Genomic DNA, 16,550 nt, shown 5'->3' with positions numbered 1-16,550 from the left:
GTTACCTTAACATAATGAAAAAAATTTGCGCAATCATATTACTTTCAATAACTTACTTCCTAATAAGCTGTAGCAATGATGCTAAAAAACAGCCAAAAAAGGAACTAATTTCTTCTGTCAATAAATTAAAACCTGCTTCTGAAAAAAAATTTAAAAGAAGCTATTTAGAAAAGTCAGGAGTAAAAAATCTGGAAAAAGGTTCAAAATCTTATAAAAAAAACAATTTTACGTTGAACCCAAAAACAGAAAATAAACCTCAAATACAAAATTTAGAAACGACTGCTGAAAGCAATTTAATAGATCCAAAACAATCGAATAAGAGCTTAATGACATTTGATAATTTTAAAAAAATACTTTCCAGCAGTGAAATTGGGGAAACGTTTACTCAAAAAGAACTAACGCAAAATTTTGAAATTCCAAAAGAAGCTGTTAAGATAGTTAAAAGTATCACCAAAACTGCAGAAGATGAAATAGAGGTAAAATGGAAATCGACTTGGTTTTTAGAAAAAGTTTCTGATGCAAAATTCAAAGACGGGTTAATGAAAATTACCTTCAAAGCCAATAAATTGTACACTTCAGGAACAGCAATTGGCATTAAATACGATAAAAAAATTTATACTGATTTAGTAATAATTGGCAGTTCAGCGTATATTCCCACCGTAAAAGGATACAGTTGGCAAATCGGAAAATAATGGAAAAAGATCTTATTCGATGTGGCTGGTGCACTTCCAGCGATTTATACAAAAAATACCACGACGAAGAATGGGGAGTTCCCGTTTACGACGACCCTACTTTATTCGAGTTTTTAATTCTAGAAACTTTTCAAGCCGGTTTAAGCTGGATTACAATTCTTAACAAAAGAGAAAATTTCAGAAATGCATTCGACCATTTCGATTATAAAAAAATTGCCAATTATTCTGAAGATAAAATACACGAACTACTTCAAAATAGCGGAATAATTCGTAATAAACTTAAAATAAAAGCAGCCGTTTCAAACGCCCAGGCTTTTATAAAAATTCAGGAAGAATATGGAAGTTTTTCAGATTATATCTGGAAATTCACCAACGGAAAACCAATAATAAACAGTCCGAAAACCTCAAAAGATGTTCCTGCCACAACCCCTCTTTCAGACGAAATCAGTAAAGATTTAAAAAAAAGAGGATTTAAATTTGTCGGCTCCACTGTTGTTTACGCACACATGCAAGCCACAGGAATGATCAATGATCACGCGGAAAACTGCTGGAAAAATATCCAATAAACAACCTCGGTTTTAAGTGAAAGTTTTAAATTTTGCACAACTTGAAACTTGAAACCTGAAACTTTTAAACAAAAATTATCTATATTTGCTTCACACTTTAGGGGTGTCTACAAACTTGTAGGCTGAGATTTTACCCTCTGAACCTGATCTAGTTCATACTAGCGTAGGGAAAAGTAAGATGACTTCTGCGCGCATTTTTATGCGCTTCTGTAGCCATTCCTAAAGTATAACTGTATACTAAATTCAAAAAGGAATGGAGCTAAAAATCAACCAACAAATTAAAAAATTCAATGCTGAATCGCTAAGCGTTCAATCATTGCTCGATCTCGAAATTCCCAACAAACAAAACGGAATCGCCGTTGCCATCAACAATACCGTTGTTCCAAAAATAAAATGGAACGAATTCCTCGTACAAGAAACTGACGAAATTCTGATTATTTCAGCCACTCAAGGTGGATAGAGTTAAATTCAAAAATTTTTAAATTCAAAATTCCAATTGCATACTAGGCTTAGACGCACTGCTGTGCGCCTCTACGGAAAAATACTGTAAATAAACGCAATCCGAACAACTTGAAACTTTAAACTTCAAACCTGAAACAAAAAACTATGACTACAGAAGAACAAATTTCCAGAACTCCCTTTCCTAATTCTCATAAAGTCTATATAGACGGCGAAATTCATCCCATAAAAGTAGCGATGCGCGAGATTCATCTAAGCGACACCAAACTTTCGAACGGCGGAATCGAAAAAAATCCCCCCGTAACAGTTTACGATACTTCTGGTCCTTACACAGATCCAAACATTGAAATTGATATTAGAAAAGGATTACCACGCTTACGCGAAAGCTGGATTCTAAACCGAAATGATGTTGAAATTCTAAGCGAAATATCTTCAGATTACGGTCAAAGTCGATTGAAAGATGAAAGTCTGAATCATCTTCGTTTTGAATATCTGCATCAGCCAAAAAGGGCTAAAAAAGGTGCAAACGTTACCCAATTGTATTATGCCAAACAAGGAATTATTACCCCGGAAATGGAATACATTGCGATTCGTGAAAACCAAAGAATCGAACTTTTAAACGAACAAACCAAAGCCATGCAATGTCAGCATAGTGGACATAGTTTTGGTGCGAACACTCCAAAAAGCAAAATCACTCCAGAATTTGTTCGTTCTGAAGTTGCCTGCGGAAGAGCGATAATTCCAAACAATATTAATCATCCAGAAAGCGAACCGATGATTGTTGGTCGCAACTTTTTGGTAAAAATTAATGCCAATATCGGGAACAGCGCCGTGACTTCGAGTATTGAAGAAGAAGTCGAAAAAGCCGTTTGGGCTTGTCGCTGGGGCGCCGATACGATTATGGATTTGTCTACAGGAAAAAACATTCACGAAACCAGAGAATGGATTATTCGCAATTCTCCAGTTCCAATTGGAACTGTGCCTATTTACCAAGCATTAGAAAAAGTAAAAGGAGTTGCTGAAGATTTAACTTGGGAAGTTTTCCGTGATACGTTAATCGAACAGGCAGAACAAGGCGTTTCATATTTTACGATTCATGCCGGAGTTTTACTTCGTTACATTCATTTAACCGCTGATCGTGTAACTGGAATCGTTTCGCGTGGCGGATCGATTATGGCAAAATGGTGTTTATTTCATCATAAAGAAAACTTTTTGTACACACATTTTGAAGAAATCTGCGAAATCATGAAACAATATGATGTGGCATTTTCTTTAGGTGATGGTTTACGTCCGGGTTCAATTGCAGATGCCAACGATGCTGCTCAGTTTGCCGAATTAGAAACGTTAGGCGAACTGACCAAAATTGCCTGGAAACATGATGTTCAGGTTTTTATTGAAGGCCCGGGACACGTACCAATGCACATGATTAAAGAAAATATGGACAAACAATTAGAGCATTGCCATGAAGCTCCGTTTTATACTTTGGGTCCGTTAACTACAGATATTGCACCTGGTTACGATCACATTACATCTGCAATTGGTGCCGCTATGATTGGCTGGTACGGTTGTGCGATGTTGTGTTATGTAACGCCTAAAGAACATCTTGGTTTACCGAATAAAAAAGATGTGAAAGACGGTGTGATTACCTATAAAATTTCGGCACACGCTGCAGACTTGGCCAAAGGGCATCCGGGTGCGCAATATCGCGACAATGCTTTGAGTAAAGCCCGTTTTGAATTCCGATGGGAAGATCAATTTAACTTGTCTTTAGATCCAGATACTGCGAGGGAATTTCATGACGAAACGCTTCCGGCTGATGGTGCCAAAGTCGCGCATTTCTGCTCCATGTGCGGCCCGAAATTCTGTTCTATGAAAATATCTCAGGAAATCAGGGATGTCGCTGCCGCGGAAAAAGGAATGCAGGAGAAGTCAGAAGAGTTTATTGAACAGGGGAAAGAGATTTATATCTAAAAGAAAATAGAGCCAAGAATCAAAGAGTATAGAAAAAATTAAGAGTCAAGAGGAAAGATATGATTGTGATTACAAATCCTTCTGCAATTGAAAACGAAATAGACATTCTTCATTCTTTATTTGAAGAAGGTTTGCCTTTGCTCCATATTCGGAAACCTGATTTTTCTGAGTTGGAAATGGCGCAGTTTGTTCATCAGATAAAATTAGAATTTAGACCTAATTTGGTTTTGCATAATCATCATAATCTGGCAGAAGATTTTGGTCTTAACCGAATTCATTTTTCTGAAAAAGAAAGAAAACATATTGATGACTTTCCTGCAAGGTTTCCAAAACCTTGTAGGTATAATTCAACATCAACACATTCAATTGAAGATTTTAATGCTCTAGAAAATGATTGTGATTATGCGTTTCTAAGTCCAGTTTTTAAGAGTATTTCCAAAGAAAATTATCTGCCAAAAACTGATTTATTCGAGGCATTAAAATCCAGAACAAATTACAAGACAAAAGTTATCGCATTAGGAGGAATTAATTCTGAAAACATTCGGGAAGTTTTTGAGAGAGGTTTTGATAATGCAGCTCTTTTAGGAAGTATTTGGAAGAATGAAAATCCATTAAAACAATTTAAATTATGTCAGCAGATCGCCCTTTCGTACTCACAATCGCCGGTTTAGATCCTTCGGGCGGAGCTGGAATTTTGGCTGACATCAAAACATTTGAGCAGCATAAAGTAAATGGTTTTGCTATTTCAACAGCAAATACAATTCAGACGGAAAGTAAGTTTCATGAGATTCAATGGACAGATTTGAGCTTTGTTATTCGTTCTATTGAAACGTTGTTTTTAAGTTATAAAATCAGTGCCGTTAAAATCGGGATTACATCTTCTTTATATGATTTAGATCGAATTATTTCGACTATAAAATTGCTTTCTCCTTCGACAAAAATCGTTTGGGATCCTGTTTTAAAATCAACAACAAAATTTGAATTTATGAATATTGGAAATCATTTAGATTTAAAGAAGGTTTTATCTAAACTGGATTTAATTACACCCAATTATCATGAAATCGAAATTTTATTTCCCGGATTTATTTCGCAGAATCTTTTTAAAGAAACTAATATTTCAACTCCTATTCTGCTGAAAGGCGGACACAATGAAAAATCAATTGGAACCGATCGTTTATTTCTAAAAGATGAAATTTTAGAAATATTTCCAACTGAAAAAAAATGTTTTGAGAAACATGGATCCGGCTGTGTGCTTTCGTCTGCGATTGCTTCCAATTTAGCTTTTAACCAAACTATCGAAGAAGCGTGCAAAAATGCTAAAATATATATCGAAAATTACCTGAGTTCAACACCAACTTTAATAGGATATCATTATGTATAAAAAACTGCAATACATCTCGCAAGGTCAAACCAATAAGAAGCAATTGTATAATATTCATGAGGCTCTTGATGCCGGGTGCAATTGGGTGCAAATGCGATTCAAAAACCAAACTGCAAAAGAGACTTATACTTTAGCAGAAGCGGTAAAACCTTTATGCGAAAAATATCTGGCGAATTTTATTGTAAACGACGATTTAAATCTCGCCCTTCAAATTGATGCTGATGGTGTTCATTTGGGATTAACCGATATTAAAATAGACGAAGCAAGAAAGGTTTTAGGCACAACGAAAATTATTGGAGGAACTGCCAATACTTTTGAAGACATTCAGAACCATGTTAAAAATGGCTGTGATTATATCGGTTTAGGTCCTTTTCGATTTACAAATACAAAGGAAAAACTAAGTCCAATTTTAGGTTTGTCTGGCTATTTCGATATTCTTCAAAAATTAAAAAAAAATAAAATCAACATTCCTGTATATGCTATCGGCGGTATCACTTTGCGCGATGTAAATCCGCTAATGGAAACTGGAATTTATGGAATCGCCGTTTCTGGAATCATCACGGAAAGCGATGAAAAACAAAAATTAATTCAACAATTAAACGAAAAATTAAATGCAAAAGTTATTGTTTAATATAGGAGATAAAACTTTTAAATCCCGTTTGTTTTTGGGAACAGGAAAATTTGGCTCGAATCAGGAAATGGAAGAATCGATTTTAGCTTCGGAAAGCGAATTGGTTACGGTTGCATTAAAACGCATTGATTTCGAAACCGATACAGATGTTATTTTATCGCACTTAAAACATCCGAATATCAACTTATTACCAAACACTTCGGGAGCAAGAAATGCAAAAGAAGCCATTTTTGCAGCACAATTGGCGCGCGAAGCACTCGAAACCAATTGGGTAAAATTAGAGATTCATCCCGATCCAAAATATTTAATGCCAGATCCTATCGAAACTTTAAAAGCGACAGAGGAATTAGCAAAACTTGGTTTTATTGTTTTACCCTACATTCATGCAGATCCTGTTTTATGCAAGCATTTAGAAAGTGCCGGAACAGCTGCCGTGATGCCTTTAGGTTCGCCAATTGGAAGCAACAAAGGTTTAAAAACCATAGATTTTCTTGAAATTATAATTGAACAAAGTACTGTTCCTGTTATTGTAGATGCCGGAATTGGAGCTCCTTCTGATGCTGCAAAAGCAATGGAAATTGGTGCCGATGCCGTTTTGGTCAATACTGCAATTGCTGTTGCAGGAAATCCTAAATTAATGGCAGAGGCTTTTAGAGAAGCGGTTATCGCTGGCAGAAAAGCTTTTGAAGCTAAAGTTGCTAATCAACAAAATTATGCAGTGGCTTCTAGTCCTTTGACATCTTTTCTTTACGAATAAATTTTACCGCAGAGTACGCTANNTAGCGTACTCTGCGGTAAAAATAAAATACAAACCAATGAAAACATTCAAATCTATTTTTGAGCAATACAATTGGGATTCCATTCAATCCAAAATATACCAAACCACATCAAAAGATGTCGAGCAAGTTTTATCTAAAACCAAACGAAATCTTGATGATTTTTTAGTTTTGATTTCTCCTGTCGCTCAAAATTATTTAGAAGAAATGGCACAAAAATGCCATGAGATCACCAAAAAGCGCTTTGGAAAAACAATCCAAATGTATGCACCGCTTTATTTGAGTAATGAATGCCAGAACATTTGTACGTATTGTGGTTTTAGTTTAGACAATAAAATTAAACGAAAAACACTTTCTGATGCAGAAATAAAACTCGAAGCTGAAGCTTTAAAAAAAACAGGTTTTGATCATGTTTTATTAGTTACCGGAGAAGCAAATTATACCGTAAACATCAATTATTTCCTGAATGCAATTGAATTAATCAAAAAAGATTTTTCTATTATTTCTGTAGAAGTCCAGCCGCTTTCTATAGAAGATTATCAGCGTTTGCATGATGCTGGAGTATATTCGGTTTTGGTTTATCAGGAAACGTATCATCAGGAAGTTTACAAAAAATACCACACCAAAGGCAAGAAATCAAACTTTGATTATAGACTCGAAACGCCTGATCGAATAGGAACTGCGGGTATTCATAAAATAGGTTTGGGCGTTTTATTAGGTTTGGAAGATTGGCGAACCGACAGTTTCTTCAACGCTTTGCATTTAGATTATCTTCAAAAGAAATATTGGCAGACAAAATATTCTGTTTCGTTTCCGAGATTACGTCCCGCAGAAGGAATTATCGAACCCAATTTTATTATGGATGATAAGGATCTGACACAGCTTATTTGCGCTTATCGTTTGTGGAATGAAGATTTGGAAATATCCATTTCAACCCGTGAAAACGAAAAATTCAGAAACAACATTATTCCAATTGGGGTTACGAGTATGAGTGCCGGGTCTAAAACAAATCCGGGCGGCTATGTTGTGGATCCGCAATCTTTGGAACAATTTGAAATCAGCGATGAACGCTCGGCAGAAGAAATTTCAAAAATCATAAAAAATGCCGGTTACGAACCTGTTTGGAAAGACTGGGATAAAGCATATAGTCGAAAGTTTGAAAGCCACAATCATAAAGTCCATACTTGACTTTAATCTTTCATTTATAACTTTTGACTTTCAGACCTTCGACTTTCAAACTTTAAGACTTAAATCATGGGTATTATTCAAGAATTTTTACGTTATAATAGACAAACCATCCTTCCGGAAATTGGTGACGAAGGTCAGGAAAAATTAAAAAAAGCAAGAGTTTTAGTAATTGGCGCGGGCGGTCTGGGCTGTCCAATTTTACAATATATTGCAACTGCTGGTGTTGGTTTTATTGGAATTATGGACTTTGATACAATTGAAATTCACAATCTTCACAGACAGATTTTATATACCGAAAATGAAATCGGACAATACAAAGCTGTTGTTGCTAAAGAAGTGGTTTCTAAACTAAATCCGCTGATTAAAGCTGAAGCGATTCAGGAAAAATTAACAACAGAAAATGCATCTCAAATTATTCAGCAATACGATATTGTTGTGGATGGTTCAGATAATTTTTCGACTCGATATTTAATCAATGATACTTGCGTTAAACTAAAAAAGACTTTAGTTTATGGAAGCATTTTAAAGTTTGAAGGACAAGCAGCTGTTTTTAACCATAAAGGAAGTAAAAATCTGCGTGATTTATTTCCAGAGATGCCAGACCCGAAAGAGGTCCCAAATTGTAATTTGAATGGTGTTTTAGGAACGCTTCCCGGAATTATAGGCAATATGATGGCGCACGAAACTCTTAAATTAATCTTAGAATTGCCAACGCTCAAAAATGAACTTATAATTATTAATACTTTAAATTGGAATTTTACAAAGTTGAACTTTTAAAAAACTACCTCATCGTCTACATGAATAGTTCCCGAATTTAAACTCACAATATTGGTCCCAAACAAGACTGAGTTATTTACATTTCTGTATTTACTTAATGTCTTTAAAGGTTCCTTTTTTACAATCGCTTTCTGCGGATCATTGTTAACCATAATACATCTTCCGCATGGTTTTATATTTCTAAATTCAACTTCTCCAATTCTAAAATCCTTAAAATCATCTTCTTCGTGAGCAATTTTAGTGCTTATAACGATGTTTGGACGAAATCTTTTAACGGTGATTTTCTCATCTAGTTTCTCATTCAAAAAATCGAGACTTTCTGTTCCAACTAATAAATATGGATATCCGTCGGCGAGACTTACATTGAAAATTTCTTTTGACTTTGAACTTTCATGTTTTCTGTCGCCATTTTTTAAAATTTTAACCAGTTTACATTCAAAACCCAATCGATCGCTAAACCATTTTGATGTTGTTTCATTTACTTCAAAAACGTCACTTTTGTCGTCCCAAACATTGGTTTCAATTTTATTTGGTAAATGTTCGTCAATAGAAAATTCATGTTTATGATCTTCAAAAGAAATACTAATCTTTCCATCAGAAATTTGTGGATAAAACTGACTCATTACAGGATATTCTCTTTGCGTAACATGCAGATTTTCTGTATTAATAAGCATCCAGCGTCTATCATTTTCGAATCCCATTTCTTCTGCCAAAGCTGACTTACAGCTTATTCCGGCAAGACTTTTTATCGGATAGATATAAATTTCTTTAACAACATAAAGTGCACTCATTTTTATTTGCTTTTTAAAATGGACATAAATTCAACACGATCAATTTCGCGACAGCCTAAACTTTCTAAATGCGGATTATAAACCTGGCAGTCCAAAAGTTTGTAATTGTCTTTTTTAAGATGATTTACCAAACTGATAAAAGCTGTTTTTGAAGCGTTTGAAACTTTAGAAAACATACTTTCTCCGCAAAAAACGTGGCCTAAATCAATTCCGTACAAACCGCCAACCAAAACATCATCCTGCCAAACCTCAACTGATTTTGCAATTCCTTCTTCATGCAGTTTACAGTAAGCGTCAATCATTTGGTTAGAAATCCACGTTCCGTTTTGACCGTCACGTTTTATCTTTTGACAGTTGGACATTACTGCTGCAAAATCTTGATTGAAAGTAACTTTAAACTGATTCCTATTCAAAATGTTCCGCATGCTTTTGGAAACAACTAATTCATCCAGAAATAAAACCATTCTAGGATCTGGCGCCCACCACAAGATTGGTTCTCCTTCATTAAACCACGGAAAAACACCACTATTGTAAGCTAATTTTAGTCGTTCTGAACTTAAATCGCCTCCAATAGCAAGAATTCCTTCTTCATCGGATTCTGAAACCGGAGGAAAAAACACGTCTTTTGATAGATAATGCATTCTTAAAAATAATCATTTTTTTTAAATTTCAAATTTCAATTTAAACTGAAATTAAAAATTCTAAGTTATTCTCAATCTTGTTATTTCAATGGAGAAAAATCTTCACAAGAGGACCTATATAGATTTTTTTATTCTATTGGTTTTCCAGCGTAATTTTAGTCTTAGGATCAAGATTGCGATTATACAAAAAATTCCAAATTCCAATACATATGATGATTTGGAATTTGGAATTTATCTTTTTAGGATTTAAACTCTTAGAACGGTAAATCGTCTGGTTCGTCTTCGTTTAAATTTGTTGCTGGAGCAAAAGCTTCTGCTGCAGGCATTGGAGCTCCTTGTGCTGGTGCTTCGTTACCTACTCTCTCGATTCTCCAACCTTGAATACTATTGAAATATCTAGTTTCTCCTTGTGGATTAACCCATTCTCTTCCTCTTAAATTGATAGAAACTTTTACCGGTTCTCCTTGCTTATAGCTGCTTAATAAATCGCATTTATCTTGTGTAAATTCGATTAAAATGTGCTGTGGATACTGCTCATCTGTAGTAACAACCAATTCTCTTTTTTTGAATGATGCACTAACCTGCTGCTCTGGGTTAACCACTTTTACTTTTCCTATAACTTCCATCTTCGTCTATAATTTAATTATTATTCTTTCTTATTTCTTTGCCAAAAGCACTTTCCAGGCAGACACAATATCATCTTTATTTAGATACTTTTTGGCTTCTAAATGTATTTTTTCCTGATCATCGGAGCTTAATACTCCTTTTACAGAAAAATTTTCTTTCACAAATATACTAACTTCTTCCTTTGTAGGCAAGACTTCTATATTACCCAATTTTCCTAAATCATTTCCATTAAAGATAGTACTTTCTTTAATAAAATTCGGAATAACATCTACACCAACACCTAAAGTGGTAAGGGGTTTTGGTACTTCAAAAAGGCCTTCGTTTGATCTTGAATACCAATCTTTTCCTAATCTGGAAACCAAATCAATTTTATGCTGATCTATACTTCCGTTTTCGTCTAATATATCTTCACTAATGTGCATTTTTACTACTTCACAAAGAATCAGATTTCCTGCTCCGCCTTCTGTTCCTAAAGAAATAATCTGCGTAATTTTGCACTCAAACTGCACCGGAGATTCTTTTACCCGGTATGGTTTTACTAAATCTGAAGGAATTTGTGTAAATCCGGCTTTCAGAAATTCGTTTACACCTTCTCCATATTCTGTACTTGCCAAAGAAGTCTGCTGCACCATATCGTAATTGACAACATTTATTACGACTTCGCGGGTTGCTTCTGCATTAATCAAAGTGTGTTTGATCGTATTATCACGTACGCGCCTTGCAGGCGAAAAAACCAAAATTGGCGGATTGGCACTGAAAACATTAAAGAAGCTGAAAGGCGACAAATTAGGAATCCCTTTTGCACTTATTGTACTTGCAAACGCGATAGGTCTCGGACCTACAGCACTTTGCAGATATCCGTGCAGTTTTGCCGTTGGTATCTCTTTTGGATCGATGCTAATCATATTTTTCTTTTTTTACTGAATCTCATTTCAGCAGCTACAAAAGTAGAAAAATCGTTTAATCCGAGGAAATAGTTTTGGACTTAAAAACAAAAATCTTTATCAAATTACAAAATATTAAATGTGTATATTTCGTTATATTTATACCTCAAAATACTAATTATGTCTTTTTCTGAAAGAACAAATACAACACGCTGGATCATTATTTCAGTTTGCTTTATTATCATTTCTCTAATTCTTTGGAATACTTATACCTTCTTCCAAATCTTTAAAAATGAGGAACGCCTGAAAATGAAGCTTTTTGTAAATGCACAAATTACACTAGTTAATGCAAACGAAAATACCGATGTAGAACTTCCTCTGCAGATTTTCAGCAATAACACTTCGATACCTGTTATACTAATATTGTATGACAAAGTGGTAAGCGCCAGAAATGTTCCGGACGAAATTCTTAATAACAAGAAAAAAAGGGCTGCTTATTTAAATAGATTGAAAGGCGAAAATGAGCCGATAACTTTTGAATACTCTCCAGGAAAATATCAGACATTATATTATGGAAATTCGGCATTACTTAATAAACTTAAATATTACCCGATTGCGTTACTTCTCATTATCTTTTTATGTATTGCTTTAATTTACAATTTTTATAAGAGCACCAAAATGGCAACCCAAAACAAACTTTGGGCTGGAATGGCAAAAGAAACGGCACATCAGATTGGTACGCCTTTGTCTTCGTTGATTGGCTGGGTCGAAATTTTGAAAACAGAGAATATCGACCAATCGATTACTATAGAAATAGAAAAAGATATTGAGCGCCTGCAGACTATTACAGATCGTTTTTCTAAAATTGGTTCTGTTCCGGTTTTAGGTGAGCATGATATTGTAGCCGAAACATTAAATTCTTATGAATATCTACAGCTGCGTTTCTCAAAACAAGTGGCGTTTTCTTATAAGGGGCCAGAAGAGCCAATCATGACCCTGATAAACCCTACGCTTCACAGCTGGACTATAGAAAATCTGGTTAAAAATGCAATTGATGCTATGAAAGGAAAAGGAACTTTAGAGCTGCAGATAGAACAAGATTCTCATCATGTAAAAATAAATGTAAAGGATTCTGGAACAGGAATTTCTAAAAAACAATTTAAAACAATATTCGAACCTGGATTTACGACTAAAAAACGCGGTTGGGGATTGGGACTTTCTCTAACAAAACGTATTGTTGAAGAATATCATAATGGTAAGATAAAAGTTTTGAATTCTGAGCTGGGAAAAGGAACTACTTTTCAGATTTCACTAAATAAAAAAGTGCAGTAAAAATAATTACTGCACTTTCTATTTTGTTCTTTATGATCTTTTTATAAGTTTGCCTGTATGCTTTTGGCCAAAGCTTCAAATTCTTCTTTAGAAAGTTTTACTTTGTTATGAAAACGCATTTCGTCCATCTCGTTTAACGGAATTAAATGCACGTGTGCGTGAGGAACTTCAAGTCCAACAACTGCCATTCCGACTCTTTTGCATGGAACAGTTTTTTCTAAAGCAGCGGCAATTTTCTTTGAGAATTTCATCAATCCTAAATACAATTCGTCATCCATTTCAAAAATCTTATCGATTTCTTGTTTTGGTATACAAAGCGTATGTCCTTTGGCATTTGGATTTACATCTAAAAAAGCAAGATAATTATCGTCTTCAGCAATTTTATATGATGGAATTTCTCCGTTTACTATTTTGGTAAATATTGACATTGTTTAGATTTTTAGAATTCTTAGATTCTTGAATTTAACTATTTTACTTTTAAAAGATTAAACAAATAATCGATTAAACAGTTAAATTTTTAGTCTCTTGAAATTTCAAGAATTTCAAATTTCAAAATACCGTTTGGCACTGTAATTTCTGCAACTTCTCCAACTGATTTTCCAAGTAAACCTTTTCCAATAGGAGAAGTAACTGAAATTTTACCTGTTTTCAAATCGGCTTCACTTTCTGCAACAAGAGTATATTTCATTTCCATCCCGTTACTTTGATTCTTTATTTTAACATTAGAAAGCACCAATGCTTTAGACACATCCAATTGAGATTCGTCAATTAATCTGGCATTAGAATATACTTCTTCCAGTTTAGCAATTCTCATTTCTAATAAACCTTGTGCTTCTTTTGCAGCATCATATTCAGCATTTTCAGATAAATCACCTTTATCTCTTGCTTCTGCTATATCTTGAGATGCTTTTGGACGCATTACACTTTTTAAATGCTCCAATTCATCTTTTAATTTTTTTAATCCTTCTGCTGTATAATAAGATACTTTACTCATAACTTCATCGTTTATATAAATACAAAAAATCCCATCGCGACGGGATTTTCTTACCACAAATATACTATATTTTTTTATAGTACATAATTATATGTTAATCATATAGAATTCAAATCTAAATAATTTAATTTTGTTTTACTAATTCTTATTAAAATAATGAAAAAAATCTGCCTCTTTATCGTATTCATTTCTGTGCTTTTTTCATGTAGTGACAGCAGCAATAGTAACAAGAACCCTAACATTCCGAATTATTCTATTAATGCGTATCTTGATTATAATCTGCCTTTATATAACAACCTGAAATTCATCAGTAATCCTGTTTTTGTTTCCAATTATGGAGCTAAAGGATTAATTGTGATGAAAACCGGAGAAGGAACATACAATGCTTTTGACGCTGCATGTCCAAATCAGGCTTTAGCTTCATGTACGGCGATGACAATTGACGGTATAAATGCGGTTTGCTCCTGCGATAAAACTTCTTACAATTTATTTACAGGACAAGGAGGTCAAGAATACCCAATGAAACAATATCGTGTAGAGCTTACAGGAACTGTAATACATGTCTATAATTAAAAATAAAAAAGCCTGAAAGTTTAAAATTTTCAGGCTTTTTTATTTTAATGAAATTAGTTTTTTTAGAATTTCAAAGTCAGTCCGACAAGGAAATTAATTCCTGCCTGAGGATAATAGTACGGATAAATATCGTACATCGCTCCATTTGACACATAACGTTTGTCTAGAAAATTATTTAACAAACCCGTTATCATAATTGATTTAAAAACGGAGTTTGGTTTTATTTCATAAGAAACATTAAAATCATTTACAAAATAATCTGCCAGTTTTGCTTCTGGCAATTCTATATTATTCATATACTGCTCGCCAACAAATTTTTGCAGCAATGAAAGATGTAAACTCTTAATTGGACTGTATACCACAATATTTCCTGCAATAACCGATGGAGAAAAAGCGATATCTTTTGTTCCGTAATTTTGACCTTCTACAGCCAGATCAACATTTTTATTACTGCTTAATGTAAAGTTTGGTCTCAATATGAATTTTTCTGAAAGTGCAATCGATGCATCAACTTCAAGACCTAAACGGTAGCTTTTTTCGCTGTTAGAACGAATTGGAGCGCCAACATCATCTAATCTTCCAGTTAAAATCAATTGATCTTTATACCCCATATAATAAATATTAGAATTCAATTGAAATTTCTCAGAGTTGAATCTCCAGCCTAATTCAAAATCATTTAATTTTTCAGGCTTTACATTGCCGCCTTCATAATCGGTTCTGTTAGGTTCGCGGTTCGCTCTTGCATAAGAAAAGTACAAAGTGTTCTTCTGATTGATTTCGAAGTTTAAACCTGCTTTTGGATTAAAGAAATTAAAATCATCGTCTACTAAACCAGTTTCAATACTATTGGCTTTATAAGTAACTTTTCTATATTGCAAATCTCCGTAGAAACTCAATTTTTCTGTTATTTGATAATTTGCTTTCGCGAAAATATTTCCGTCTGTTTTGGCTGAATAATCATCATAGTAGTGATCTCCAAGCTCTGACTGACTTGCATATCGCGCCCAGATTACTTTTCCGAAATGATCACCTTCGTATTTGTTCCAGCCTCCACCAAAAATAACATCCAGTTTTTCGTCTTTATATTTTAAAGAAAAAGTTGTTCCGTAAAAATCATTGTCTAACCATTTTTGTCGTACCAAATCAGTTGTTACTATGGCTCCAACAGGACTTAAATTATAATCGGCCATATCGGCATCTTCTTTATAATTTTCGTAATAACCTTTTCCTTTCGTATAATGAAATGCTAGATTTGAACTCCATTTATCAGAAAACGATTCGCTCCAATGCAATTGATAATGGTCTTGTTTGTAATTATCGGTTTCATTATCATAATAGCGTGTGTTTCCAAATTCATCGGTAAATTTTCCAGCAGAGTTGTATCTGCGGTTTTCATTCAATGTTTCTGTATCAATTCCGTTCCAGGATTGATATGTTTTTTCAGTTCCACCAAAAACCAGCGCTTTTATCAAAGTAGTTTTACCAATATAAGTTCCCTGAAGAAAATACGATTTAAGATCAGAGCTTGCCCTGTCAATATATCCATCTGATTTAATTGTAGACAAACGTCCGGCGATTTCAAAATGATCATTTAGTAAACCTGTACTAAATTTCACAGTGTGTTTATGAGAATTAAAACTTCCAAATGAATTCGAAACCTCTCCGTTAGCCTTAGATGCATAATTATCGGTAAGCATGTTTAAACTTGCTCCAAAAGCTCCAGAACCATTGGTTGAAGTTCCTACACCGCGTTGTAACTGCAGACTTTCTACAGACGAAGCAAAATCGGGCATATTTACCCAAAAAGTTCCCTGACTTTCGGCATCGTTGTACGGAATTCCGTTTATGGTAACATTGACCCTTGTAGCATCACTCCCGCGAACTCTTATTCCGGTGTAACCAATTCCTCCTCCAGCATCTGATGTTGTAACAACCGATGGCAGATAATTCATTAAAACTGGAATATCCTGTCCGAGATTTCGAAATTTAATCTCCTTTTTATCCATATTACTAAATGTAACCGGAGTTTTTGAAGTAACACGAACTGCAGAAACCAAAACATCATCAAGCTGATTGACTTTGGTTGAATCTTGCTCCTGAGAAAAAGAAAATAGAGTAAAGAAAATAGAAAATAGAGTAAAGAAAATGGATTTTTGGTTCGCCTTTGAACCTTTGAACCTTAGTACCTCAGTACCTTTAATAAATGTTTTCATTCGTAAAAGATTACGAATAAAAGGGGGAATTATTCTTTTTGTTAAATTAATAAA

The 16,550-nt window shown here is 34.2% G+C and carries 19 protein-coding genes and 1 riboswitch; of the genes, 12 read left to right on the top strand and 7 right to left on the bottom strand.

Features of this window, described 5'->3' with window-relative positions:
* Positions 1-14 precede the first annotated feature (14 nt).
* From B0A68_RS00465 to B0A68_RS00420, 10 genes are all read left to right on the top strand, one after another.
* Positions 15-692: a hypothetical protein gene (locus tag B0A68_RS00465; protein WP_035685830.1), complete on the top strand. Its 678-nt coding sequence runs from the start codon at positions 15-17 to the stop codon at positions 690-692.
* Positions 692-1,258: a DNA-3-methyladenine glycosylase I gene (locus tag B0A68_RS00460; protein ID WP_035685834.1), complete on the top strand. Its 567-nt coding sequence runs from the start codon at positions 692-694 to the stop codon at positions 1,256-1,258. The genes B0A68_RS00465 and B0A68_RS00460 overlap by 1 nt, the downstream gene beginning before the upstream one ends.
* A gap of 89 nt (positions 1,259-1,347) precedes the next feature.
* A riboswitch (TPP riboswitch) is annotated at positions 1,348-1,445 on the top strand.
* A gap of 66 nt (positions 1,446-1,511) precedes the next feature.
* Entirely contained in the window at positions 1,512-1,718 is a 207-nt protein-coding gene (thiS, locus tag B0A68_RS00455) for a sulfur carrier protein ThiS (RefSeq protein WP_035685836.1), read from the top strand.
* A gap of 146 nt (positions 1,719-1,864) precedes the next feature.
* A complete protein-coding gene (gene thiC, locus B0A68_RS00450; RefSeq protein ID WP_035685838.1) occupies positions 1,865-3,688 on the top strand; it encodes a phosphomethylpyrimidine synthase ThiC in 1,824 nt (607 codons plus the stop codon).
* Between the two features lie 59 nt (positions 3,689-3,747).
* Positions 3,748-4,359, top strand: a complete 612-nt coding sequence (locus tag B0A68_RS00445; RefSeq protein ID WP_035685840.1) for a thiamine phosphate synthase — start codon at positions 3,748-3,750, stop codon at positions 4,357-4,359.
* Positions 4,317-5,069, top strand: a complete 753-nt coding sequence (locus B0A68_RS00440; protein WP_035685842.1) for a hydroxymethylpyrimidine/phosphomethylpyrimidine kinase — start codon at positions 4,317-4,319, stop codon at positions 5,067-5,069. The genes B0A68_RS00445 and B0A68_RS00440 overlap by 43 nt, the downstream gene beginning before the upstream one ends.
* Positions 5,062-5,700 (top strand): thiamine phosphate synthase, encoded by a 639-nt coding sequence (locus tag B0A68_RS00435; RefSeq protein WP_035685844.1) that lies wholly within the window; start codon positions 5,062-5,064, stop codon positions 5,698-5,700. Before B0A68_RS00440 ends, B0A68_RS00435 begins: the two co-directional genes overlap by 8 nt.
* Positions 5,681-6,457 carry a thiazole synthase gene (locus tag B0A68_RS00430; RefSeq protein ID WP_035685846.1) on the top strand — a complete coding sequence of 259 codons (777 nt, stop codon included), beginning with the start codon at positions 5,681-5,683 and terminating at the stop codon, positions 6,455-6,457. The genes B0A68_RS00435 and B0A68_RS00430 overlap by 20 nt, the downstream gene beginning before the upstream one ends.
* Before the next feature lie 58 nt (positions 6,458-6,515).
* Positions 6,516-7,664, top strand: a complete 1,149-nt coding sequence (gene thiH, locus B0A68_RS00425) for a 2-iminoacetate synthase ThiH (RefSeq protein WP_035685847.1) — start codon at positions 6,516-6,518, stop codon at positions 7,662-7,664.
* Positions 7,665-7,730: 66 nt separating this feature from the next.
* The gene (locus B0A68_RS00420) at positions 7,731-8,441 is read left to right on the top strand and encodes a HesA/MoeB/ThiF family protein (RefSeq protein ID WP_035685849.1); all 711 of its coding nucleotides are present in this window, start codon (positions 7,731-7,733) and stop codon (positions 8,439-8,441) included.
* Here B0A68_RS00420 and B0A68_RS00415 read toward each other — a convergent pair.
* From B0A68_RS00415 to B0A68_RS00400, 4 genes are all read right to left on the bottom strand, one after another.
* A complete protein-coding gene (locus B0A68_RS00415; protein ID WP_035685851.1) occupies positions 8,438-9,232 on the bottom strand; it encodes an MOSC domain-containing protein in 795 nt (264 codons plus the stop codon). The two genes, B0A68_RS00420 and B0A68_RS00415, sit on opposite strands and share 4 nt — an antisense overlap.
* A 2-nt stretch (positions 9,233-9,234) precedes the next feature.
* Positions 9,235-9,873 carry a leucyl/phenylalanyl-tRNA--protein transferase gene (aat, locus tag B0A68_RS00410; RefSeq protein WP_035685854.1) on the bottom strand — a complete coding sequence of 213 codons (639 nt, stop codon included), beginning with the start codon at positions 9,871-9,873 and terminating at the stop codon, positions 9,235-9,237.
* 254 nt (positions 9,874-10,127) lie between these two features.
* Positions 10,128-10,499: a DUF3127 domain-containing protein gene (locus B0A68_RS00405; RefSeq protein WP_035685857.1), complete on the bottom strand. Its 372-nt coding sequence runs from the start codon at positions 10,497-10,499 to the stop codon at positions 10,128-10,130.
* 30 nt (positions 10,500-10,529) lie between these two features.
* On the bottom strand, positions 10,530-11,405 hold the full coding sequence (locus B0A68_RS00400) for a flavin reductase family protein (RefSeq protein ID WP_035685859.1): 876 nt from the start codon (positions 11,403-11,405) through the stop codon (positions 10,530-10,532).
* 159 nt (positions 11,406-11,564) lie between these two features.
* Between B0A68_RS00400 and B0A68_RS00395 the strand changes: the two genes are divergently transcribed.
* Positions 11,565-12,716 (top strand): sensor histidine kinase, encoded by a 1,152-nt coding sequence (locus tag B0A68_RS00395; protein WP_035685861.1) that lies wholly within the window; start codon positions 11,565-11,567, stop codon positions 12,714-12,716.
* A 41-nt stretch (positions 12,717-12,757) separates the two neighbouring features.
* Here B0A68_RS00395 and B0A68_RS00390 read toward each other — a convergent pair whose 3' ends face one another.
* Both B0A68_RS00390 and greA read right to left on the bottom strand, forming a co-directional pair.
* Positions 12,758-13,144 (bottom strand): HIT family protein, encoded by a 387-nt coding sequence (locus B0A68_RS00390; RefSeq protein WP_035685864.1) that lies wholly within the window; start codon positions 13,142-13,144, stop codon positions 12,758-12,760.
* 89 nt (positions 13,145-13,233) lie between these two features.
* The gene (gene greA, locus B0A68_RS00385) at positions 13,234-13,710 is read right to left on the bottom strand and encodes a transcription elongation factor GreA (RefSeq protein ID WP_035685867.1); all 477 of its coding nucleotides are present in this window, start codon (positions 13,708-13,710) and stop codon (positions 13,234-13,236) included.
* A 156-nt stretch (positions 13,711-13,866) separates the two neighbouring features.
* Here greA and B0A68_RS00380 point away from each other — a divergent pair, with 156 nt between their 5' ends.
* Positions 13,867-14,283: a Rieske (2Fe-2S) protein gene (locus B0A68_RS00380; protein ID WP_035685869.1), complete on the top strand. Its 417-nt coding sequence runs from the start codon at positions 13,867-13,869 to the stop codon at positions 14,281-14,283.
* A 62-nt stretch (positions 14,284-14,345) separates the two neighbouring features.
* Here B0A68_RS00380 and B0A68_RS00375 read toward each other — a convergent pair whose 3' ends face one another.
* Positions 14,346-16,496 carry a TonB-dependent receptor gene (locus B0A68_RS00375; protein WP_035685872.1) on the bottom strand — a complete coding sequence of 717 codons (2,151 nt, stop codon included), beginning with the start codon at positions 16,494-16,496 and terminating at the stop codon, positions 14,346-14,348.
* Positions 16,497-16,550: the final 54 nt, after the last annotated feature.

The organism is Flavobacterium reichenbachii (assembly GCF_002217435.1).
Classification (GTDB): domain Bacteria; phylum Bacteroidota; class Bacteroidia; order Flavobacteriales; family Flavobacteriaceae; genus Flavobacterium; species Flavobacterium reichenbachii.
Note: the sequence above shows the minus strand (reverse complement) of the source record. Positions and strands in the feature narration are given on the sequence as shown.